The organism is Chitinophaga deserti, assembly GCF_003149455.1.
Lineage (GTDB): Bacteria > Bacteroidota > Bacteroidia > Chitinophagales > Chitinophagaceae > Chitinophaga > Chitinophaga deserti.
Genome location: NZ_QFFK01000003.1, coordinates 56,731 through 79,316, shown reverse-complemented (window position 1 = coordinate 79,316; position 22,586 = coordinate 56,731). Strand labels below are relative to the sequence as shown.

Here is a 22,586-nt window from a genome sequence, read left to right as displayed (position 1 = left end):
AACGCTCAATAAGGTTAGAACAAGAACGGCGCCCCGGTTCCCAGGAGCGCCGCTTTTATTTGGCCATTAATGAACAGGATCAGGGTTTATCCCACCAGATGGGCTCGTTAAGATAAGTAGGTTTGGCAGCATTGGGATTAGCCTCCAATACCTTCTGGATATTGAAGTTGATCTCGTAGCTGGCTACTGCAAACCTCCGTGGCCAGTCGGTAGCGTTGGGGTACGATTCGGGCAATACATGCGAAGGGCGCTTCCAGCCTTTGTATACACCCGTAGCTTCGTTGTAGTTACCGCCCGCATCCGCACAGAAATTCAAACGGCGAAGGTCTACCCAGTTTTCTACAGAGTAAGACATGGCAATGAATTTCTGAATCATGATATGGCTTAGCGTAAGCTGCGACGGGTCCTGGATCACGGAGGTGCTGGCCAGGAACTGGTCGATGGCTGCCGGTGGAATTTTCATGATCGACATATGGGAGCGGATACCCGCTTTGTACGCCGTATGCGCTTCCCCACGATGATTGAGGCGGAAGTGGGCTTCTGCTTCGAGGAAACGCATTTCTGCATTCGTAAGCAGTAATCCCTTGCTGCCACGGCGGGTGTAGAACGTACCTGTGGATTGTATCCGGCCCGGCACGGAAGGGTGCGGGGTGGGGCGCAGGAAGATGTAGATGGAATCAGGATTCTTATCTGTGTAGTATCCGTTTTTACTGTCGAACGAATAGCTGGATGGCCCTGATTTGGGAACTTCAGAAGTCATATCCACACCAACCGTGCGGTACTTAGCCCCCGTTGCGTCGTAGGCGCTGGGAACCAGACTGTCGATACGCGGATCCACCATATTGTTTGCACCGGTAGGGGCGCCGGTGTAGTTATTGAGGATATAATCCATGTACAGTTTGGTAACACGCGCGGTGGCGGCTACGTTGGTGTACTGCAGTGCTTCCCGGGCGGCGCTTGTTACCGGCGTCTGATCTTCGTACTGCATGATGGAGCTCTGTGCATCCGTTTGCGGAGCATTCGCCAGCGCATCCAGCACGGTTTGCGGATTGAAGCCTGCCTTTTTGTTGGTATGGCTCAGGAAGCGGGCTTTCAGTCCGTAGCCCAGCCTGATCCAGTTGTCTACATTCCCTTTGTTAAGCACATCACCTTTAGACAGGGCAGGGGCGTTGGGGCCCTGTGTCTTTTTCAGATCGGCGATACCTTCATCGAGCAGGGCGAGGATTTTGGTTTGTACCAAAGAGCCATCGTCGAATTTAGGCGTGAGCACGGCAGCATTGTCAAATTCCTCATAAGGCAGCATGCCATAGAAATCGGCCAGTGTGCCAAAGCCCCAGGCTTTCATGATTTTACCTGCGCCTACATAATGCCAGGCTTCTACCCGGGTAGCCGCATCGATCAGGGGCTGTATGTTCACCGCCGTGTTCACATACCAGCACTGCCAGGGCCAGTTGGCGCTGGAAGAATTGGAAACCCAGCGGGAAAGGTTGTAGTTGTTGGCGGAACCGGTGGTGGAGGTCAGCTGTTGTGCAATGAAAGCAGCACGGGTACCGGAGCTTTCATAACCATCGGCAAACTGCGTAATGATGGGTGGGAGGCGCTGTTCTGCACTGGGCGCATCGGAGTTGGGCGAATTGGGATTCGTATTCACATCCAGCCACTTCTTACAGGAGGACAGTGAAATGGCGGTGATCCCAAGTATATAGATAATGTTTTTCATTCCCTTAGCTTTTAAAATTTAACATTCAAACCAATTGCAACGCCGGATGTAGCCGGTACGCCGCCATAGTCTACACCCACTGAACCACTGCCGATCACACCCGCACCGGCGGCACTGATCTCAGGGTCCATACCGGAATAGTTGGTGAAGAGCGCAAGGTTGGTACCGGTGGCAGTCAGCGATACGTCTTTTATCCATTTGGCACGACTCAGCCAGGTTTGCGGTACGTTATAGCTGAGCGATACCGAGCGCAGGCGCAGCCAGTTTACTTCTTCGATGAAGAAGGGTGCGTGGTTGGAATAGATCTCACGGTAGTATTTCTCCGTTTTCACTACTTCACGGGTTACGGATTCATACTTTTTGGTATCGGGGTTGAGCGACATACCGGTGAAGGTAGTTTTGCTGCCCCTGTCTTCCGTGTTTTTGCTCAGGCCATATGCCACCATCAGCCACTCGGTGCCATTGTACACATCTCCACCCACGCGGAAGTCCCAAAGGAAGGAGAGGTTGAATTGTTTGTAGGTAAAGCTGTTGTTCAAACCGCCCAGCAGTTTAGGCTCGCGGTTACCAACGTTGGAAGTGGTGAGTGCGGAAGTGAGCGGGTAACCGGTTTTCCAGTCGAGCAGCAGGTTGCCATCCGCATCCGCCTGCCACTTGGAGCCGCTAAGCCCCATAAAATTACCGCCGTCGAAGGACGCTGCTTTCGCATTACCTACCTGTACATCGGTTACATACAGGATGGGAATGGAGCCGGGGAGTGATTTCACTTTGCCTTTGTTCTTCGACATGTTCAGCATTACATCCCAGTTGAAGTCGCGCTTCTTAATGGGCGTAGCGTTGATGCTCACTTCAATACCGCGGTTCTCGATCTCTCCGGTATTCACGTAGCTGAGGATGTAGCCCGTGGCGTTGGATACGCGGGGCTGCAGGATCTGGTCGCGGCTGTTGTTGATGTAATACGCCACATCCAGCCCTATGCGGTTGTTGAGGAAGCGAAGCTCAGTACCGATCTCCGTGGAGGTGGTAGTTTCCGGTTTCATGTTGGGATTACCACGCGTCCATTCGTTACGGAAGCCGCCGCCGATGGTAAGCTCGTAGGGTTTGAGGTAGGTAGCGGTCTGGTAAGCAGGCGCTACTTTACCCACCTGCGCCCAGCTGGCGCGGATCTTACCGAAAGACAGGATACTGCTCTTCGGCATCAGCTCGGTAAATACGAGGCTGCCGCTGAGGGCGGGGTAGAAGAACGACCAGTTGTCGGGCATAAGGGTGGAGGTCCAGTCGTTACGGCCCGTGGCGCTGAGGAACGCGAAGTTCTTGTACGACAGGCGGAGGTCGCCATATACACCCACGAGGCGGGTGCGGATCAGGCTTTCATTGAAATACTGGTTTTGCTTATCCGCATTGTTGATGGAATAGAAGCCCGGCACCAGGAAGTTCTCGGCGCGGTTGCTCACCGACTTCTTCCAGTAATCTTCCGTGGTGGTACCCACCAGCAGGTTCACGTCAAAATCCTTTTTAAAGGTTTTGTGGAAATTGAGCATGAAGTTGGAGTTCACGTAATTGAACACCTGATCGCTTTGTGAGAGCATCCCGTTTTGCCAGGCCGCCTTAACAGACGATCCTTCTGAAATAAGGCTGCGGTATTGGGTAGTGTAGTTGTCTATCCCGAGGCGGTAAGTAGCATCCAGCCAGTCGGTGATTTTGATGTTGGTATAAGCGCTACCAATCACGCGGGTATTTTTATCGCCCTGCGGGTTGCGGTAAAGCACCCAGTAAGGGTTGTCGATATCATCATCCAAAGCAAGCCCGGGAAGCAGGCGGCGCTTGGTACCTGTAGGCGTAAGCCAGTTCTTCATTTCATCACTGCGCGGCCAGGCGATGATGCTTTCCATATATCCGGAGCCGTTAGCACCCCAGAGGCCGGAGCCGGTGAGGGTTTTCTGCGTGGCGCTACGCGCATAGGAAGCGTTTACACCGAACGTGAAACGCCCGATCTTCTGCTCGCCATTGAAACGGAGGGTGCTGCGTTTATAATCCGTAGTGCGGATAATACCCGATTGCTGCAGGTTGGAGGCCGAAAGGAAGAAGTTACCGGTTTTATTGCCGCCGGAAACGGTGAGGGCATTATCGTAAGCATTGGCGGTTTTGAAGAAGTCGCCGAGGTTATCATACACAGGTTCTCCATCCTTAAACGCATCGCCCCAGGAGCGGGTGGTTTGAGTGATAGGGGTACCGTTGAGGTAAGAGCCCTGGCGGTATTTGTCCTGCTGTTTGGGCAGGCGGTTCACCCAGTTGGTGAGGTAGCGCGAGGTGAGGGAAGCGCTTACGGCGCCGTCCTGTCCTTTTTTGGTGGTGATCACGATAGCGCCGTTCGCTGCGCGGATGCCATAGAGCGCTGCCGCAGCCGGACCTTTCAGCACAGATATGCTCTCCACATCTTCCGGGTTAATGTCCATGGCGCGGTTGCTGTTGGTGGTAGAGAGGTTCACGGAGCCGTCGAAGGCGCTGTTATCGCCCTGGCCGGTAGAGTTATCGATGGGCATCCCGTCTATCACGAACAGGGGCTGGTTATCGCGTTCGAGGGAAGTACCGCCGCGGATCACGATAGAGGCGGAGGATCCGGGAGCGCCGCCGGAGTTGGTGACATTGATACCCGCGATTTTACCGTTGAGGGAGTTGATAAGGTTGGGGTCTTTGTTTTTCAGCAGCTCGGCAGATTTGATCTCCTGCACCGAATACCCCAGTGCTTTCCGCTCTTTCTTAATACCCATGGCGGTAACCACCACTTCGTTGAGGGCACTGGAGGTGGCTTCGAGGATGATGCGGAGCTGGCTTTCGTCTCCGATCACCACGTCCCGCGTAACATAGCCGATGAAGGAAAATTCGAGCGTTTCACCTTTGGCTGCCTGGATGGTGAACTGACCCGAAGGAGTAGACTGGGCAAAGCGGGTGGTGCCTTTGATCCGGATAGAGACGCCGGGCATAGGAGTACCGTCGTCAGACAATACGGCTCCCGTAATGGCTTTTTGCTGCTGTGCCCGGGAGGCGAGGGGCAGCAAACACAGTATTAACGACAGCGCCGTTAATACCCTGAGCATGTTTCTCATGGTAGCTGATTTTGTGAAGGATTTACAATTGGTCGATAAATAAATGACTTTGGATGCTTTACGGCATAAGGGTGTCTTCCCGTCAGGGCGTGCGTGTTTTGAGTTTCCAGTGTGTTATGGAATAGCGATTTTGATTTTGATAATTAACTGGTTTCGATTAGATCCTGGAATAAGCTTCTTAAACTGACGATTTCCGAAAAAACAGGTCCCTTAATGGAATAGCTGATTATGACACTAATATAAGCGCAAAAATTACCAGATTCACCCGCAGGGGATTATTTTTTATTACATAAGCTTGCGAATTGATTTCAGGCGCTTTACTTTTATTGCATGAAACCCCCTATGGCCGGAGTGCCCCATTACCCAAAATGCATCTCATTGATAATGAATGCATTCAGTTTTACCTCCTTTCACCATCTGCCAGACAGTTTGATATTTAACTAATATTGGCGTATCTTTGCAATCGATATGATACCATCTAAAGAATTTGATCACATAAGGAATGTACTGGACGCAATTTCGAACCTGCGGGCCGCCATGCGCCAGTTTATCCAGAAGAAGATCCGGGAAGGGAACTATGATATCACCTACGAGATGATGCAGCTCCTCCTGGTACTCTGGCGCGGCCACGAGGTTAACCAGCAGGAGATCGCCAATCTGCTCATTAAGAACAAGGCCAGCATCACCCCACTGATCGATAACCTCAGCAAACGGAAGCTGGTGGTACGCACGGAAGACCCATCCGACCGCAGGAACAAGATCATCGCCCTTACCAAAGCAGGCCGCGAATACATGGAAGCATTCACCCCCGCGCTGGACGATTTCTTCCGCCGCATAGAAACCGATATCAGTCTCCCGGAAATGGAACAGGTAAGCGCCCTGCTCCACAAAATGCGCCAAAACCTCACATCCTGAGTTTTTTTACCCTTATGGTTAAATATTTAACAATATAGTGTTTAACGAAATAAGATAATGAAAAAGATATTCATCATACTGATAACAGGAAGCACCCTCGCAACGGGCACACTCCGTGCGCAGGATTCCCTGCGGCGGGTGATGACGCTGCAGGAGGTTTTCCACCTCACCGAAACCGCCAATCCTTCCCTGAAGGTGGCGGAAGCCGGCGTTGCAGTTGCCCGGCAGAAAACGGAAGTGGCGAAGCTGCAGCAGCTGCCCGGACTCAACGCTTCCCTCGGAGCAGGGTACATTGGTAACCCCATCCTCATCGACCGGAGTTTTTCCAACACCACCCATCTCACCATGCCGCACTTCGCGAACTCGTTTGCGCTGCAGGCCAGTCAGCTGATATTCAAAGGCAATGCGGTGAAGAACAACATCGCCGCCGCATCGCTGCAGGAACAGCTGGCGGAACTGAGCCTGCAGAAAAGCACGCAGGATATGAAACTGCTTTCTGCCGGTAATTACTTCGATCTGTACAAGCTGTACAACCAGCGCCAGGTGTACCACGATAACATCGTACTGGCAGGGGAGCGGTTGAAGAACATCCGGCGCATGCATGCGGAAGGGATGGTGACGAGGAACGATGTGATCCGGAACGAGCTGCTGCTGTCTAACCTGCAGCTGGCCGAAAACGTGATCGGCAACAACATCAATATCCTCAATAAGCAGCTTACCACGGCGCTCAGTTTGCCGGATGAGCTGCTCATCCACCCGGATACTACCATGCTGCATAAGCAGCCCAAAATAGAAACCCTCCGCTACTATCAGGCCCTTGCCCTCGGCCATCAGCCCGATATTAAAATGGCGGCTAAAAGTACTGAGATCGCGGAAGCAGGTGTGAAGATCACAAAAGCCGACAGGCTGCCCTCATTATCGGCCTATGCAGGTAACAATCTTACCCGGCCGGTAACATCTGTTAGTCCGGCACTGGATGCATACAGCAACGGCTGGCAGGCAGGACTTACCCTCTCTTTCAACATTGCTTCCATCTACACCGCACCTAAACATATTAAACAGGCACAGCTGCAGGTTGCGCAACTGCGCGAAGCAGAAACGGAAAGGATACAGCAGGCCGGTGTTAGTGTAAACGCAGCCTATGTGAAGCACAACGAAGCCATTACCCAATGGCATACGCTGGAGCAGAACATGCGGCTGGCCGACGAAAACTACCGCATCATCGAAAAGAAATACCTCAACCAGCTGGCCCTGGCCGTAGACCTGCTCGATGCCACTAACGCCAAGCTGGATGCAGAGCTGCAATACACGAACGCGGAAATCAATATCCTCTTCACGTATTACCAGCTGCTCAAAACCACCGGACAATTATAAACCTCAACACTGTAAAAAAATGGCAACGCAACATAACAACAATCGTAAAACAGGCCGGCACAAGCGGCGTATGGTGTACATCAACATCGCTGCTTTTGTGCTCATCGCGGCAGCCCTCATATGGGTGCTGCGGACATATTTTCATGTGGGCGACAGCAGCTATACCAATGCTGCACAGGTAGAAGCTTTCATCAATCCCATCAACACCCGCGTGCCGGGATACATTAAAGAGATCCGCTTTATCGAGCACCAGCCCGTGAAGCAGGGCGATACCCTCGTGGTGATCGACGACCGCGAACTGCAAACCGCCCTCGCACAGGCAGAGGCAGCCTATGCCAATGCACTGGCGGCCAAACACACCACGGCTTCTTCCGTGCGTACCGTGCGTAATAACATCGGTGTGTCGGAAGCGAATATTGCCGGGGCAAAAGCCCGGCTGTGGAATGCGGAACAAAACTATAAACGTTACGAAAGCCTGCTGCAGGATGATGCGGTTACCCGCCAGCAGTTCGAGCAGATGAAAACCGAGTACGAAGCGCAGCAGGCCACCTACCAGGCACTGGTAAACCAAAGGAACACCACCAGTCTTTCTGCCGATGAAACCGCCTCCCGCCTTGCGCTGAACGATGCTGAGATTAAACGGGCGAAGGCCGCACTGGAGATGGCACAGCTCAATCTCAGCTATACGGTTATCACCGCCCCGCACGATGGCTTTGTAGGCCGCCGCAGTATCAACGATGGACAGCTCCTGCAGGCTGGACAGCAACTGGCAACCATTGTAACCAGCGAGCAGAAATGGGTGACGGCTAACTACCGCGAGCGCCAGATGGATAAGATACAGCCCGGCCGCAAGCTCCGCATTAAGGTAGATGCATTGGGCGATAAGGAATATATCGGCGAAGTAACAGCTATATCTGCCGCAACGGGCAGCAGGTACGCCTCTGTGCCGGTAGACAACTCCACCGGTAACTTCGTGAAGGTGCAGCAACGCATACCCGTACGCATAGAATTTACCAACGACAACTCAAAGGAAGACCTCGCCCTGCTCCGTGCCGGGATGAACGTGGTCATAACACTGGAATAAGCGAATAAAATGAACAGGTTATACGATAACGGACTATTTCACAAATGGGTGCCCAAGCCATTGGCGCTGCTCCTGATCGGGTTGTTTGAACTGCCCGTGCTGGCAGCCGCAGGTGTTTACACCGGCAACATCGCAGATATGGTGGGCAGTCTGGGTACTTATACCGAAGTGATCTCCATGGCCAACTATGCCAACGTAATTGGCATGGGCGCCGTGGTACCTGTTATCCTGCGGCTGGAAAGGCGTTTCCGGGGTAAGGAAGTGCTGGCAGGCTGCTTCGTGGCCCTGGCTTTGCTATCCGTACTTTGCGCCGTAACCACGGAGCCGCTGGTGATAGTAGGGGCCTCGTTTCTTATGGGGATCTTTAAAATGATGGCCCTGCTGAAAATGATCCCGGTCATTATGTTCCTCATCACACCCACGGGTGACCGCGGTAAGTTCTACTCCCTGTATTATACCATCAGCATTGTAACGAGCCAGCTCGTGATCTGGGGCACTACAGGACTGGCCTACCAATCGGAATGGCAGGCCGTGTATTATGCCATGGCAGGCGTACTGCTCATCAATGCGCTGCTGGCTATCGTGTTTATGCACAATAAGCGCAGCGGCCGGATCATTCCCCTCACTGGCATCGACTGGTGGAGCATGGCACTCTTTGCCGCCGCATTCCTGCTGCTGGATTATGTGCTGATATTTGCCCGTCAGCAGGCGTGGTTCGCTTCTGCCTCCATCCGCTGGGCATCTCTGGGTTTTGTCGGCCTTACGGCATTGTTCATCGTACGGCAGCTTACCCATAAAAATCCTTTCATCAACCTCCGCATCTTCCGTAAAACACCCGTTTGGCATGGCATGCTGCTCCTGTTCAGTCTTGGTGTGTTCATGGGCACTGCCGCGGTGCAAACCACTTATACGAGCGGCGTATTGGGCTACGATGCGTATACCAACGCACAGCTCTATGCATGGATGGTGCCGGGCATCCTCCTTGGCGGGGTGATGGGGGTGATTGGTTTTAAGCGCGGCTGGCATCTCAAATACTTTATTCTCGGGGGCTTTAGTTGTTTCATGGTATACAGCGTAAGCATGTACTTCCTCATGGCTCCCGTGATCGATATTGAATACCTCTATGCCATCAGCATCATAAAAGGACTGGGGATGACCATACTCTTTATCGGCATATGGTATTATGCCATGAGTACATTGCCCATGGATCAGATGCTTTCCGTAGTGAGCGTACTCATGGTGGTGCGTACCTTTGTGGGAGTGGCGCTCTTTGCAGCCATCTATTCCTGGGCGCAATACCAGCTCCAATGGCAAAGCGCCGCCAACCTTGCCGCGGGTATGGACGGAGTGAGCTACAACGGCGGTATGGCCCTGTATGCACCTGTGCAGGTGCAGGCACTGCTGGATGCCACCAAAACACTCTACGGGTATGTATGCATCGGCGGGCTCTTCGTACTCACTTACGTGTTCACCCACCACTTTGGCCGGCTGGACTTCCGCCGGATGGTGACCATTTCCCGGGCTATATCCGGCACCCCTATTAAGGAACGGTTGCGGAGAAGGCGGGACGATGACGGGGATGGAGCCATTGCAGCTGCTGCCGCAGCCGCGTAAGGGGAAGAAACTGCATTTACAACGTTGGAAATCAGCCCGGGGGTAAAAAATCCCGGAAAATCACCATATTGAGCCAAAATAATCCTGTAAAGCATATGTCTACAAGAAGAAACTTCCTGCTGCAAACTGCGATGGGACTGGCTGCTACCGCGGCTGCTCCCGTGATGGCGGTAGCTGCGGCGCCTAAGCCGAAGGGGCAATCGTTCCCTATGGGGATGGCAGGCTATACCTTCGCCAAATTCAGTGTGGATGAGGCCATTGCACAGATGAAGCGTGCCGGTATTTCCTACATCTCCGTAAAAGATATTCACCTGCCGCTGAACAGCTCCCCCGAAAAGATTGCGGAAGTGCTGGGCAAGTTCAAAGCAGCAGAGATCCAGGTGTACGCCGTAGGGGTGATCTACATGAAAACCGAGAAAGCGGTGGATGAAGCCTTTGCTTACGCTGCCCGGGTAGGAGTGCCAATGATCGTAGGGGTGCCTAATCCTGAGTTGCTGGATTATACCGAGGCAAAGATCAAAGCCACCAACATCCGGCTGGCTATCCACAACCATGGTCCGGAAGACAAATTGTATCCCGGTCCTAAGAATGTGTACGACCTCATTAAGCACCGCGATGCGCGGATGGGTATCTGCCTGGATATCGGTCATGCCATGCGTGCAGGGGAAGAGCCTGGTAAGGCGATGCGCCTGTACAAAGAACGCATCTTTGACCTGCACCTGAAAGATGTAACTGTTGCCTCCAACCAGGGTAAACCTACGGAGATCGGCCGTGGCGTCATTGACTTTCCCGGTTTCGTGCAATCGATGGAAAAGATCAATTATAAAGGCATCTGCAGCATAGAATATGAAAAGAACATGGCGGATCCTTTAGCGGGTATCGCTGAAGGGAAAGGCTTCTTTGAAGGGGTGATCAGAGCGGTGGTGAAGTAGCAGCCAATTAATGATAGTTATTGCGCCCTGCCGGCCGGTATTGTATGTACTGGTGGGCAGGGTGTTTTGTTTTTAGTTGATATTCAGTAGTTTAGGGTCATTAAATCTCATTGCTAACAAAAATTTGCACACTAACATAAATTTTGTTAGCGTGCAAAATTATGTTAGTATTGTATTGTGAAGGCACTGCAACAATATTTAAAGGAAACATTTGGGGTGATGGAATTACCCCGGTTTGAAAAGGAAAAGAACAGGAAATTGCCCTTGTATCTGAAAGGGAGTTATGCCCTCTTTTCCGGGCACCTGTCTTCCCAAAAAGTTTTATGGGCAGTAATCAAAAGCCCGGAGTCGCCAACCCCGGATCAGCTTACAAAACAAAGCCGGGCAATACAGGATGTAGCCGGAAATGTTCCTGTTGTATTTGTATTTGATGGTTTGGATACCTGGCAACGTAAAAGGCTTATTGAAAAAAAGATAGGTTTCGTGGAGCCTTTTCGCCAGATGTACATCCCGCAATTGTTTATGCAAATAAAGGAAGGGAGCCATCAACCGGTGGAAAAGTTTGTTGCAGCACAACAGCAGTTGAAGCCGCCTGCGCAGCTTTTACTTTTGTATCATTTACAGGTTAAATCATTGGAGGGACTGCCCTTCCAGGAGATAGCCCAGATACTCCAATACTCACCAATGTCTATTACCAGATCCATACAGGATTTACACAGTCTTGGATTGTTAAAGGTAGAAGGGAGTAAAGAAAAATCACTGTTGTTTGGCCAGCAGGGAAGGGAGTTATGGGAACAGGCACTGCCTTACCTTACAAGCCCGGTAAGGGAAACCTGGTACAGTGATGAAACATTCAATATCGACCATCTCCAATATGGCGGCGAAACCGCCTTGTCGCACTACAGTTTATTAGCTGATGCTCAGCAAAAGTGTTATGTTGCAGGCAAAGAAATATTCCGTTTCTCCAAATCCAATTTAGACGGGCTTCATAAGAAATTCGGTAATAACATGCTGCAGGTTTGGCATTATGATCCTGCTGTACTGTCAAAAGGCAAAGCTGTTGACAGGTTGTCGCTGTATCTGACCATGAAGGACCATGAAGACGAACGAATACAAGCTTCATTACGTCAAATTATGCATGAAACATCATGGTTGTAGGATTGGAAATTTTCACAGAGCATTTTAAAGAATTTACAAGACATTATATTCTAATAGGCGGCAGTGCCTGCGACCGGCACTTTGATAAGCGCGGTGTAGCCTTCAGAGCTACAAAGGATCTGGATATTATCCTTATAGTAGAAGCATTAACAGATACGTTTGTAACGCATTTCTGGCAATTCATTAAAGATGGGGAATATGTACTGGCGCAAAAGGGGAGTAACCGGCAATTTTACCGGTTCATTGCACCCAAGGCAGAGTTTTATCCTTACATGATCGAATTGTTTTCCCGGAAACCTGACCCGATCCGGGAGATGGAAGGGATGTATCTTACTGATATCCCTACCAGCGAAGAAGTTTCCAGCCTCTCCGCTATATTACTGGATGACGATTATTATCATTTCACATTGGCTCATACTGCTATTTATGAGGGATTGCACCATGCCAGTGAAATTGCATTGATCGTATTGAAGGCAAAAGCATTTTTAAATAACAGGCAACGGGAGGCAGAAGGACAAAAAGTGCAGCAAGACGATATAGTCAAGCATCGAAAAGATGTAATCCGTTTAACGGCCATTCTTCCACCAGAAATCACGGTTGATTGCCCCGCTGTTATCAAAACTGACCTCCGGTCGTTTATTGAAATCCTGCAGCAGGAGCAGCCCGATGTAAAAGCGCTGCTTAAAAACCTGGGGATTACCGGAGTGACACTGGAACAGGTTATTGATCAGATCGAGCAAACATTTGGGTTAGTGTCACAGAAAGCCTGAATTAATATGTAATACACAATTCAGGAACCCTGCAATACATCGATAGGTCGTTGATTGGCAGGGTTTTTTATTTTTTAGTCATTCAACGGATGCTTTGCATCAAATTTTCCTGCCTCTTCACTGCCTTTTTACTACCTCCGGACTGCCTTGGTACTGCCTTTAGAAGCCCATTACACTAAGGTTAGACTGCCTCTACACTGCCTTCCACTGCCTTGAGACCCTAATTTGAACGGCAGATATCAAACAACTTTGCAAGCCTGATCTTGAACCAGAGGGTTAACAAATCTGATAGTATATGCGTACTATTTACATGTAGTTTCCTTTTTGGGCGGTATTACAAAATGAAATACATTCGCACCGCAAGTTTTCTTTTGATACGCCCCAAGTTAACCATTGTAACCTCATAAACACGTCTATATGAATTCATGGCAGCACATGATAGCAGAGGGCTTGGCGGCAAGCGTGCCTATCGATGAGCAACGCAGTTTGTTCGGGACTTTGATCCTGATGTTCCTGAGAATTGATTCCGGTTTTTCCGTAGCCTGCGATAACGATATCCGCAGGTATTGCGAAACGGTTACTTTCAAAAAAGGTACTGTTATTGTCGATTTCGGGGAAGTTTGCAATCACTTCTTCTTTCCTTATGTGGGGAAGGTGTCTGTCCAGAATAAGCTGGATAATAAAGTAGACACCTGCGAGTTTGCGGCATCGTTTGCCAATGTGATAGCCCTGGAAAGCTTCAACTCGCAAAAACCCAGTTATGAAAAGCTGGTTGTATTGGAAGATACTACCTGCATCACCTTGCACTGGTCTCATTTTATAGCCATCTTCCGCAGGCACATCGATTTTAAACGGATCTGCTGCCTGTTTAATGAAGTGAATGGCGGGCCCATGGATAACCGCATCAAAGCGGTAGATGCGAGCTGGGCGGTGCCTGCCGCCTTTCCTGAATATCCCGATGGTGTCTGGCGGAGTATATGATGCTTCCCGATGCAGGCTCACCAATGAGTTTGTATGATGCTTCAGTCTACAATTATTTGATTTTTATCCATCTGGTGAATAGGCCTGGTGGGATACATTTATTGCCTAACCTCAAAATTTATGCAACCATATCGGAACACCCCAATCATGTGGATGCTCGTCGTGGCGATGAGCTTATTGTTTGCCTGCAGAAAAAGCACCGACCCTGCTGCAGTACCCCGGTTCACACATGCCTTTACAAACCTTCCGGGCACTGCGGATAGCAGGCTCATAACGTATGCCGACTCTTTAATGGTCAGTGAAGCCACCCGGCCCTGGATGGATAGCGTAATGGCTACCATCGGCATTCCTGCATGGGAATATGCCACCTTCGGCAAACAAGCTGGTGTACCTGCCGCTATGGTCCCTTTGATAGACAGGGAGGCCCGGGAAGTGAGGGGGCTCCTCGCCATGGTAAACGGTGCCGATCGATTCCGGTTCCGGATAATAGACACCCGGAACCCGGAGCGCTATGGCTACAACAACGGCCGTAACCGGGCAGGAGCCAGGCACATCTTCATAGCTGCCGATCTGTTTAACCAGCGCATTTTCGCCAGGGCGCCCCGGGAAGTGCTGGACCACTGCATGATGACACGTTCCGAACGCCGTCTACTCGAGCAGGCCAGGAGAAGCGGGCCTGCCGGTACCTACAGCATCCGTGCAGCGGCTTACACCGTATCCATTACCTGCTACACCACCGTTGCCTGTACCGGCGATGGTAAAGGGAATTGCGTGGGCAACATCGTTACCACCACAGATTGCGTATACAATTACATCTGGGTCGATTATGGAGGCAGTGGGTATGTGGGAGCCTCCGGAGGTGGGACCGGAGCCAGTGGGGGATCATCCGGCCCCTCTGCCGGGTGTATGGGGACGGAGTATGGAGGGGAGGACGCTGTGGTGGTGATGCCTCCGGATAAGCCTATTAATGACGTAATTGCTTATTTAAAGTGCTTTTCGCGAACAACTGGGGGGAAGATTACGTTTTATGCAGATCAGCCGGTAGCCGGCAGGGATGATGTAATCTCATTCAGGGAGCTGGCTGGCCACTCTTATTTATCTATTGAGCAGAATATTGGTGGTAAGATTGTCCGACGTACTGTTGGGTTTCATCCAAGCCAGGGTATCACTCCAGTATTTAGTAATTCTTCGGGTAGTCAACTTGGGGATGATTCTAATACTGAATGCGATGTGAACTTAAGTGTGAATGTATCCGCGGCAACAATGAATAAAGTACTTAGGTTAGTTGAGAATCCAAGACGGGTGTACCACATTGAAACTTACAACTGCACTAATTTTGTGATTGATATCAGTGATGCGTGCGGCCTAAAGATTCCCAGAACAATGGGCCGATGGTTTTTAGGCTCTGGTTTGAATCCTGGTAATTTTGGGGAAGACCTACGAAAATTGCCCGGTGCAGAGTTTAGAAAACAATCATCTCCTGGTAATGTAGGGACTTGCAATTAGTAAAATCGTTTTTATGAAGATCTTTCAAATTTTGATAATAGCCCTGTTTGTCGCCGTTAAAAGCGATGCGCAAACATATTCATCCGATGAGAAGCTTATAAGAGAGTTTCTTACTTATGTGAAGAGTTCATCATGGAGTATCGACACAATGGATTCTAAGTTTATAGTTGGATATCCAGTTGATTCTGCCATTGGATCAAGAGAGCTGCGGCAGAAATGGCTCAATACCCTTGTTGGATTCTTGCAGAATCATTTAAAGAGAGCAGATTGGGATGCAGTGAAGGTAGTTCCATATGATCAAGCCCCTGACAGCTTGCAAATATTAATGCTAAGGACGGAGTACTCAACCAGATCCTACGTTGTCACGGATTCGAAAGCATTTACTAGGTACATTCTGATTAAGAATAACCACATCCAGGCATTCGATCTTTTCCAGAAGGCCTTTTGGTTGATGGATTAATGAAAAGTTATAAGGGATTTAGATTTCATTTATTATACTATTATAAGTTATGTAATGCGTGGATATAGTGTTTGAATGGAACCCGGCAGCTGAGGCGCCGGGTTTTTTATTTGTATCCCTTTAAAAAGTCTCTTTTCCTAAGTCAAGAAGAGGCAATAAGAAACTCTTTCAGCCCAGTAGGATATGGCAGTAGGTGACTGGTTTGCTGGCGTATTCACTGCTGTAAGAACGCATTAAGAGCTGGAAAGCGAGTAGTATTATGGCCTGGTTTTAATAGGCACAATAAGATTCTGAATAAAATTTCAGAATTATTTTGCCACTGCAATCTTTTTGCTGTGAGTAGTACTAATTTGCTTATGTAAATGAGTACGCAATTATTGAGAACCTAAAGGAAAGTAACTATTTAGCAAGACACACAAACTAGAGTTGACCATTAGTATTCGCTAACTGTAAATGTTAGAGAAATCCCTTCGTTGCATCAAAAACATCAAATATGACCAAGACACGGTTGTTGTATATATCGCAACAAATTATTTGTTCCCTACTTATTATCCTTTTTGTTTACACTGGTCTTAATAAACTGATGGACCATGAAACGTTCATCTCACAGTTAAGAAAGTCTCCTTTTATGCAGTGGGGACCTGATTTTGTGTCGTATGCAATTCCAATTGGAGAGTTGCTGTTGGCAGTGGGGCTTATTGTCAAGAAGACCCGTATGCTGGCGCTTTTTGGATCCTTCCTTTTAATGGCAATGTTCACTGGCTACATCTGGATCATGTTGACTTATGCTAATGATTTGCCCTGCAGCTGTGGTGGAATATTAGCAGCCATGACATGGGATATGCATCTTATATTCAATGCTATTTTTACTGTGTTGGCAGCTATTGCCATCTTTATTGAGAGTCATTTGAAAAAAGTTAATTACTTACCTGGAGGCAAACTCGCCAAATCAATGCAATAGAATAACCCTTTCTACAAAATAAACTTCTTGATGTACATCGAAGGCAGGTGTTCCAAGCACCTCGTCACAGCCTTAATAGTGGCGGACAAATAATCATTTCTTAATCCTTAAAAATTGAAAATTATGAAACGCTTTAATGTTAGCATTCTTGCAGTTGTTGCTGTTTTGGCTATCGGTTTGACCGCTTTTACTAAGGCAGAACCTGTTGCAAAACGTGCTGTTATTACTAATTGCTACACTGGTGTAACTTCTGATTGTGTTTCACCACTTCAGCTGGTTTTTGATGTGACTTCTTGCGCAAATTCTCTGGCTCAGGACGAAAAAGCAGTTGCTGCTCTTGGTGGTGCATTTGTTTCCAGCATTGATTGCCAAGAAACACAATCACAATTCTGCTGCGCCAAACTGGTGCAAATTACAAATCCTCTTTGTGCCACTCAGCCCAGGCTTACTTTCTTTGACAAAGATGGTATTCAGCGCATAAATGCTTATGCAAAGATCGACGCAGTTTTCTGCCGTCCTTAATATTTTAAAAGCTAGCGCAAGCCTGCCGGATTCGGCAGGCTTGCTTGTTTAACTTAATAGTTGAAAACATGAAAAGATCGATATTTTGGATAATGATTGGCGGAGTAATTTTTATTGGGATTTCATTATATGTTCTCCTTCAAGCAGCAGATATTCCAAATAGAGCGAATAATGGGTTCACAAGAAATTACTTGGAGCACTACTCTCAGCCTAATGAGCAACAGTCAATTAGCGATCGAATTGTAAAAATTAGTGGAGTGACAGATTCTGAAATCTACTTTTCAGGAGGAGACCCGAGATGGATAATGAAGTATGATTACTCATTGAATCTAAAGGATACAGTGCTATTTGGCATTGCATATTCAGAACGCTTAAGAGATCCGGGTATTTATGTTGATTCACCGGATGTGTATATGTATGGAATGGAAATATCATATCTACTAAAAGGGTCGTTAGATGCTTTTTTATTAGACACATTGAAACTTGAAACGGATTTGATTACTCGTGTTGCCCAAATTTCTTCTGATAAATTAGCGATTCGTGGATTAGATAGTACACAAGCTCGGCAAGTTTTTAAGATTATGAGTGCCAAAAGCGGAAAAGTGATTCGACAGCATGATATTTTTCCTGAACAGCAATTCGGCGGTTTTGAGAAGGATGGCAGAATGAAATATGATAGCCGTACTAAATGCTTATATTTCGCTCAGATGTATCAGAATGGTATTTATTGTATGGATACTATGCTGAATTTAAAATACATAAGTCGTACAATTGATACTGCAATTGTAAACGAAGTTGAAATTGGCATGCAGGATGAAAATGGTGTGACGAAGATTGTACCAAAGAAGCCAAGGCAGATTGTGAATAAGGACCTTGATGTGTTTAATGGAGTAGTTTTTATTCTGTCTGGATTGAAAGCGGATAATGAAACTTATGCTGAGTTTAGTAAAATATGTGCAATTGATATGTATAATGGAGAGAATGGAAGATATATTGGAAGTATAACAATTCCTACATGGAAGAATAAGCGGTTAAAAGAGTTTAAAGTATATAATAATAATTTGATTGCACTTTATGAAGGAGGAAATTGTTCAATTTTTAAATTGAATGACAGAGTACTTAGGGAAATATATTTCTAATGCATTTTCTCCTTAATTAGATTACTTGGTAACTGCCATTCTTTTGGTAGTTCAATAGAATTTGGCGAAAAGGTATCGGTGGTGAGGGGGGCACTATCTCATCAACTGTGTAAACATAGAAAATTGGAGTTTCGTATCAGTACCTATATCTTGATTCTATTTTCAATAATAGTTAAAAACTGATGGAGGACAACACCCCAGTTCCTAATAGGCATAGTCCATTTTTTTGTCACCTCCCTTAGCGCCAGGTATACGGACTTGAGCACAGCGTCATCCGTAGGGAAAGAGAGTTTGTTCCTGGTGTATTTCCTAGTCTTCCCATTAAGGTTTTCGATCAGGTTAGTCGTATAAATGATTTGACGGATATCAATGGGAAAGTCGAAGAAAACGGTCAGTTCTTCCCAGTTTTCCTTCCAGCTTTTGATAGCATACCCGTATTTGCTGCCCCATTTGCCTTCAAAGCTCTCCAGAGCAGCCTCAGCCGCTTGGCGGGTAGGCGCCGCATAAATATCCCTCATATCCTGGGTAAATGCCTTTTTGTCTTTCCAGACCACATAGCGACAGCTATTGCGGATTTGGCGAACTACGCAGATCTGGGTGGAAGATTGGGGGAATACGGCCCTGATAGTCTGGGTAAATCCATTAAGGTTGTCAGTTGCTGTGATCTGGATATCCTCCACTCCGCGAGCCTTCATATCAGTTAATACCGTCATCCAGTAAGCCGCTGATTCATTCTTGCCCAGCCACATCCCGAGCACTTCCTTGTAGCCGTCTTTACGCAGCCCTACGACTATATAAATCGTCTTATTGATTACTTTGCTGTTCTCACGAACCTTGTACACGATTCCATCCATCCAAACGATAAGGTAAACGGGTTCCAATGGGCGATTCTGCCAGTCTACGATATCCTCCGCCACCCGGGAGGTTATTCGGCTAATGGTAGCAGCGGATACCTCGAACTTGTAGACATCCTTAATCTGATCCTCAATATCACTTACACTCATGCCTTTGGTATATAAAGACACAATCACCGCCTCAATGCCTTCCACCATGCTTTCCCGCTTGCGTACGATCATAGGGTTAAAGCTGGCGTCACGGTCACGCGGTACTTTAATCTCTGACTCCCCAAAGCTGGTTCTGATCTTCTTCTTTCCATACCCATTACGGGCATTAATAGTATCAGCCTGCTCATTCTTTCCGTAACCTAAATGGCCATCCAGCTCGCCTTACAGCATCTTTTCAATGGCTCTTTTCTGGATCTTTCCCAGGAAGTCATTGAGTTGTTCTACCGTCTTAAATTGCTTCAAAAAATCGTCTGATAATAAATCTTCTGCCTACATTATTCTGTGTAATTTTTAAAATTTAAAAAAAAATCGCAGCTCATAAGAACTCCGATTTTATATGTTTACACAGTTTTTGTTTTAGGACTTTTTACCTGACTGTACAGTGAATTTATTAGTATATATTATAAGTTTGCATCAATGGATGTTGCCAAATCTAAGCCTCTCAGTGAGCCACCAAAGTTTTTAATGTGTGACAGAGCACAGTCAAATGAACGTAACCTTCCTTTGCTGTCAACTAATATATATGCCGGGATTGCTTGAATGCTAAATGTCTTTGTTAGTGATTTATTTGATTCCTGAATAAAGTGCAACCATTCTGTACCATCTTCTTGTATTGCTTTTATCCATTTGTCTTTTTGTACATCACTTGATATTCCAATTATTTGTAGGCCTTTCTCTTTGTAAGTTTCATAAATGGATTTTAGGTGAGGTATTTCTTGACGGCAAGGAGCACACCATGAAGCCCAACAATCTATTAATGTTAAGGGGCTTTTTTTTATTAAATCGTGTATCTTTACTGCATTTCCACGGTTATCTAGTACAGTAAAATTTGGAATAATTGCCATTTTTTCTATACCAGCAGTGGAGTTTTTAAATGAAAGAAGTTCTTTTGCTATCTTTCCATAGTAACTATTTTTTACGTCGGTTGATAAGTTGTCATAAATTCTATTTATCTTTTTTAGGTCTGTAGTTGGCGCTTCCAAAATTTTCGTATAAGTGTATGCCGTAATCATTGAATTAGGATGTTCCAATAACCAATCCAATAGATGGTTATGAAACTTTTCCCTTTCTTTATCAATTTCATTCATCTCATCTGTCATTATCTTGTTAAGTTTCTTTATTGTCGCAGAATCATTTCTGGTAAATGCATCATTAACTGCAGCGTTTTTGCTGTTTACGATTTCCCATTTTTTACTTAGTAAATCATTCTGTTTGTTCATCATTTCTTGTAGGGTAATGTATTCGTTTTGTTGCGGTGAATTGTAAACTATGACTTTCTTATCGCCAAGTTTACCCAGTACCTGTATTTTTGAATTTGTTACGAAAATAGCGTTGCTAGATACTTTACTTACCACTGAGTCAAAGTGAATAAAGTAAAAACGACCATTATCTTCTAGTTTTCCTTTGAAAGTAAAGGTTTCGTTTGATGATATAACAGAATTAATTGTATCTCTTTCTTGAGTTCTTAAGTATGCACGTGTTCCGTCAGGGAGATTAGTAAATTTGCATTCTAAAGTATATTCATTTTGCAAATTCTGAGTAAATCCAGGTTGGTATATGCCCAGAATAATAAGATAGATGGAGAATAGTTTATAAATTTTCATTTTGATAGATTGTTGGTGAATGCATTTTCTATAATACGGGCTCTTACTACTTTTCTTTCTTTTTTTAATTTGAATCCATATTTCTGTAATTCTTCGTTCAATTTTAAGATGTTTTCGTCCGTAAGTTTTCTATTTGTATTTTTTAAGATTATTGATACAAGTTTGTAATCCGACATGTTTGTATCATTTATGAGATAAGTAGTTCCGTCTTCCGAGTAAGGTTCATTAAAGTAATTAATTACTATAGCTAAGGGTGATTTAATGAACTCGATGCTGTCCTGCGCAATAATTTCTTGAGAAGAATGCGTGGATATATTTGTTGGATCTGTAGTATATTTCTTAATAGCAATAGTATCGCAAATTTGTAGTTTGACAAGATCAATGCTAGTGGTATCAATATGCATTTTTATACCAAAACATCGCTCTAGGTCTTTTCGCAAAATCGCTTTTTCTTTTTCTTTGGTGTAATTATTAATTTGAAGTTCATATGAGTATTTGGTTTGAGAGATTCTAGATAGTTTGGTAGTATCAGATTTTGCCTCATAGTATTCAGGTACTTTGTTAATCCAATTTCCATTGTATTGCATCCCGTATTCATTCGAGAAGTATTCACTGTAAGCATGTACAATTAAAGAAAGCAAAGTGTATTGGTATAACTTTATACCTATTTGTTGACCATTTTTTGCAAGAAGTGGCATATTTTCACTTGCAGATCTGTATTCCGGATATGATGGTATATTTTTATGATCAAGGAAAAGGCTGTACTGATTCCCCATTCTAGGGAAGTATTGTGAAATGTATTCTCTAGGGGCATTTATAGTTTCTATTTTTTCAGAAAAATCTTCAGGGACTTTTGAAAGATACATTAACTCAGAGATGTATTTTCCATTAAGTATTTCAGTTAGTGACTTATTCGGATCTGCGATTTCTTTTGGTGCCGATTCTGTAACCTCGTATCGCTGGACTGCTTTTATTTTTCCAAATTTCAAATAGCTTTCGATATTCTCTTTGTCTGTCTGGTCACTATTTACTGCAGCAAGAACTCTCCCATCATTAGCTATCCAAACGTGATATGGTTCCGTGGAATGTGGGAATAATTTGCTGGTTAAAATTGTGTCAGAAAAAATCATAGGAAGTGAGTTGTTTTGCAGAATTTTAGATCTTTTAAATAAATCTGCCAGCTCTTCCTTTGTGTTTCGTGTTACCAATACTATTTGTATATCGTCATTGAATTTTCGTTGTAATTCCTCCATCTTAGGCATAGCGCTAATGCAGTAAGTACACCATTTGCTCCAAAAGTCTAGAATAATAAGTTTTTTCTTCACAGCAAAATCACTTAATCTGAGAGTGAGGGGTTCATAGTTTTTAACTTCGGTAAAAGTATATTTTGATAGCGGTACTATGTCTCCTACAATTAATCTTTCTTCGGTATGGATCTTATAATTTGAGAAGTTATTTTGTACAGATTTACCTTGCGCATGTACGAAAAATGGCAGGAATAGTATTGATATTGGCAAAAAGGATCTCATGATATTTCGTGTTTTTCAAGAATATATTATTTGTTAAACAAGCATATGACAAGCATCACAGCGGTCTATTTAACTTATAGAGAGTGGAAAGTCTAAAAAGGGGGAGAGAATTGTGGTAATTAGTAGCCATTATTGATGTATTATCT

Annotated in this window: 18 protein-coding genes; 13 read left to right on the top strand and 5 right to left on the bottom strand. The window is 46.2% G+C overall.

Features of this window, described 5'->3' with window-relative positions:
* Positions 1-79: 79 nt before the first annotated feature.
* Both DEV76_RS07600 and DEV76_RS07595 read right to left on the bottom strand, forming a co-directional pair.
* A complete protein-coding gene (locus tag DEV76_RS07600) occupies positions 80-1,720 on the bottom strand; it encodes a SusD/RagB family nutrient-binding outer membrane lipoprotein (protein ID WP_109696824.1) in 1,641 nt (546 codons plus the stop codon).
* Positions 1,721-1,731: 11 nt separating this feature from the next.
* Entirely contained in the window at positions 1,732-4,827 is a 3,096-nt protein-coding gene (locus tag DEV76_RS07595; protein WP_198651980.1) for a SusC/RagA family TonB-linked outer membrane protein, read from the bottom strand.
* A 468-nt stretch (positions 4,828-5,295) separates the two neighbouring features.
* Here DEV76_RS07595 and DEV76_RS07590 point away from each other — a divergent pair, with 468 nt between their 5' ends.
* The 13 genes from DEV76_RS07590 to DEV76_RS07530 all read left to right on the top strand — a co-directional run bounded on the left by DEV76_RS07590 (position 5,296) and on the right by DEV76_RS07530 (position 18,243).
* On the top strand, positions 5,296-5,742 hold the full coding sequence (locus tag DEV76_RS07590) for a MarR family winged helix-turn-helix transcriptional regulator (RefSeq protein ID WP_109696821.1): 447 nt from the start codon (positions 5,296-5,298) through the stop codon (positions 5,740-5,742).
* Positions 5,743-5,799: 57 nt separating this feature from the next.
* Positions 5,800-7,116 (top strand): TolC family protein, encoded by a 1,317-nt coding sequence (locus tag DEV76_RS07585; protein ID WP_109696819.1) that lies wholly within the window; start codon positions 5,800-5,802, stop codon positions 7,114-7,116.
* A gap of 19 nt (positions 7,117-7,135) precedes the next feature.
* Positions 7,136-8,200, top strand: a complete 1,065-nt coding sequence (locus DEV76_RS07580) for an HlyD family secretion protein (protein ID WP_109696817.1) — start codon at positions 7,136-7,138, stop codon at positions 8,198-8,200.
* Between the two features lie 9 nt (positions 8,201-8,209).
* On the top strand, positions 8,210-9,814 hold the full coding sequence (locus DEV76_RS07575) for an MFS transporter (protein ID WP_109696815.1): 1,605 nt from the start codon (positions 8,210-8,212) through the stop codon (positions 9,812-9,814).
* Positions 9,815-9,909: 95 nt separating this feature from the next.
* Positions 9,910-10,746 (top strand): sugar phosphate isomerase/epimerase family protein, encoded by an 837-nt coding sequence (locus tag DEV76_RS07570; RefSeq protein WP_109696813.1) that lies wholly within the window; start codon positions 9,910-9,912, stop codon positions 10,744-10,746.
* Positions 10,747-10,923: 177 nt separating this feature from the next.
* Positions 10,924-11,904, top strand: a complete 981-nt coding sequence (locus DEV76_RS07565; RefSeq protein WP_109696811.1) for a MarR family transcriptional regulator — start codon at positions 10,924-10,926, stop codon at positions 11,902-11,904.
* 272 nt (positions 11,905-12,176) lie between these two features.
* Positions 12,177-12,674 carry a hypothetical protein gene (locus tag DEV76_RS26185; protein WP_232826899.1) on the top strand — a complete coding sequence of 166 codons (498 nt, stop codon included), beginning with the start codon at positions 12,177-12,179 and terminating at the stop codon, positions 12,672-12,674.
* A gap of 417 nt (positions 12,675-13,091) precedes the next feature.
* Entirely contained in the window at positions 13,092-13,655 is a 564-nt protein-coding gene (locus DEV76_RS07555; protein ID WP_109696808.1) for a Crp/Fnr family transcriptional regulator, read from the top strand.
* A 120-nt stretch (positions 13,656-13,775) separates the two neighbouring features.
* Positions 13,776-15,161 (top strand): hypothetical protein, encoded by a 1,386-nt coding sequence (locus DEV76_RS07550; protein WP_157962767.1) that lies wholly within the window; start codon positions 13,776-13,778, stop codon positions 15,159-15,161.
* A gap of 13 nt (positions 15,162-15,174) precedes the next feature.
* Entirely contained in the window at positions 15,175-15,621 is a 447-nt protein-coding gene (locus tag DEV76_RS07545) for a hypothetical protein (RefSeq protein ID WP_109696804.1), read from the top strand.
* Between the two features lie 493 nt (positions 15,622-16,114).
* Positions 16,115-16,582, top strand: a complete 468-nt coding sequence (locus tag DEV76_RS07540; protein ID WP_109696802.1) for a MauE/DoxX family redox-associated membrane protein — start codon at positions 16,115-16,117, stop codon at positions 16,580-16,582.
* 123 nt (positions 16,583-16,705) lie between these two features.
* Positions 16,706-17,104 carry a hypothetical protein gene (locus DEV76_RS07535; RefSeq protein ID WP_109696800.1) on the top strand — a complete coding sequence of 133 codons (399 nt, stop codon included), beginning with the start codon at positions 16,706-16,708 and terminating at the stop codon, positions 17,102-17,104.
* Positions 17,105-17,172: 68 nt separating this feature from the next.
* Positions 17,173-18,243 carry a hypothetical protein gene (locus DEV76_RS07530; protein ID WP_157962766.1) on the top strand — a complete coding sequence of 357 codons (1,071 nt, stop codon included), beginning with the start codon at positions 17,173-17,175 and terminating at the stop codon, positions 18,241-18,243.
* A 143-nt stretch (positions 18,244-18,386) separates the two neighbouring features.
* Here the strand turns inward: DEV76_RS07530 and DEV76_RS07525 are convergent, their stop codons facing one another.
* The 3 genes from DEV76_RS07525 to DEV76_RS07515 all read right to left on the bottom strand — a co-directional run bounded on the left by DEV76_RS07525 (position 18,387) and on the right by DEV76_RS07515 (position 22,440).
* Entirely contained in the window at positions 18,387-19,463 is a 1,077-nt protein-coding gene (locus DEV76_RS07525) for an IS256 family transposase (RefSeq protein WP_262509827.1), read from the bottom strand.
* A gap of 245 nt (positions 19,464-19,708) precedes the next feature.
* Positions 19,709-20,911, bottom strand: coding sequence for a TlpA disulfide reductase family protein (locus tag DEV76_RS07520; RefSeq protein ID WP_109696795.1), 1,203 nt, complete (start codon positions 20,909-20,911; stop codon positions 19,709-19,711).
* A complete protein-coding gene (locus DEV76_RS07515; protein ID WP_109696793.1) occupies positions 20,908-22,440 on the bottom strand; it encodes a TlpA family protein disulfide reductase in 1,533 nt (510 codons plus the stop codon). The genes DEV76_RS07520 and DEV76_RS07515 overlap by 4 nt, the downstream gene beginning before the upstream one ends.
* Between the last annotated feature and the right edge of the window lie 146 nt (positions 22,441-22,586).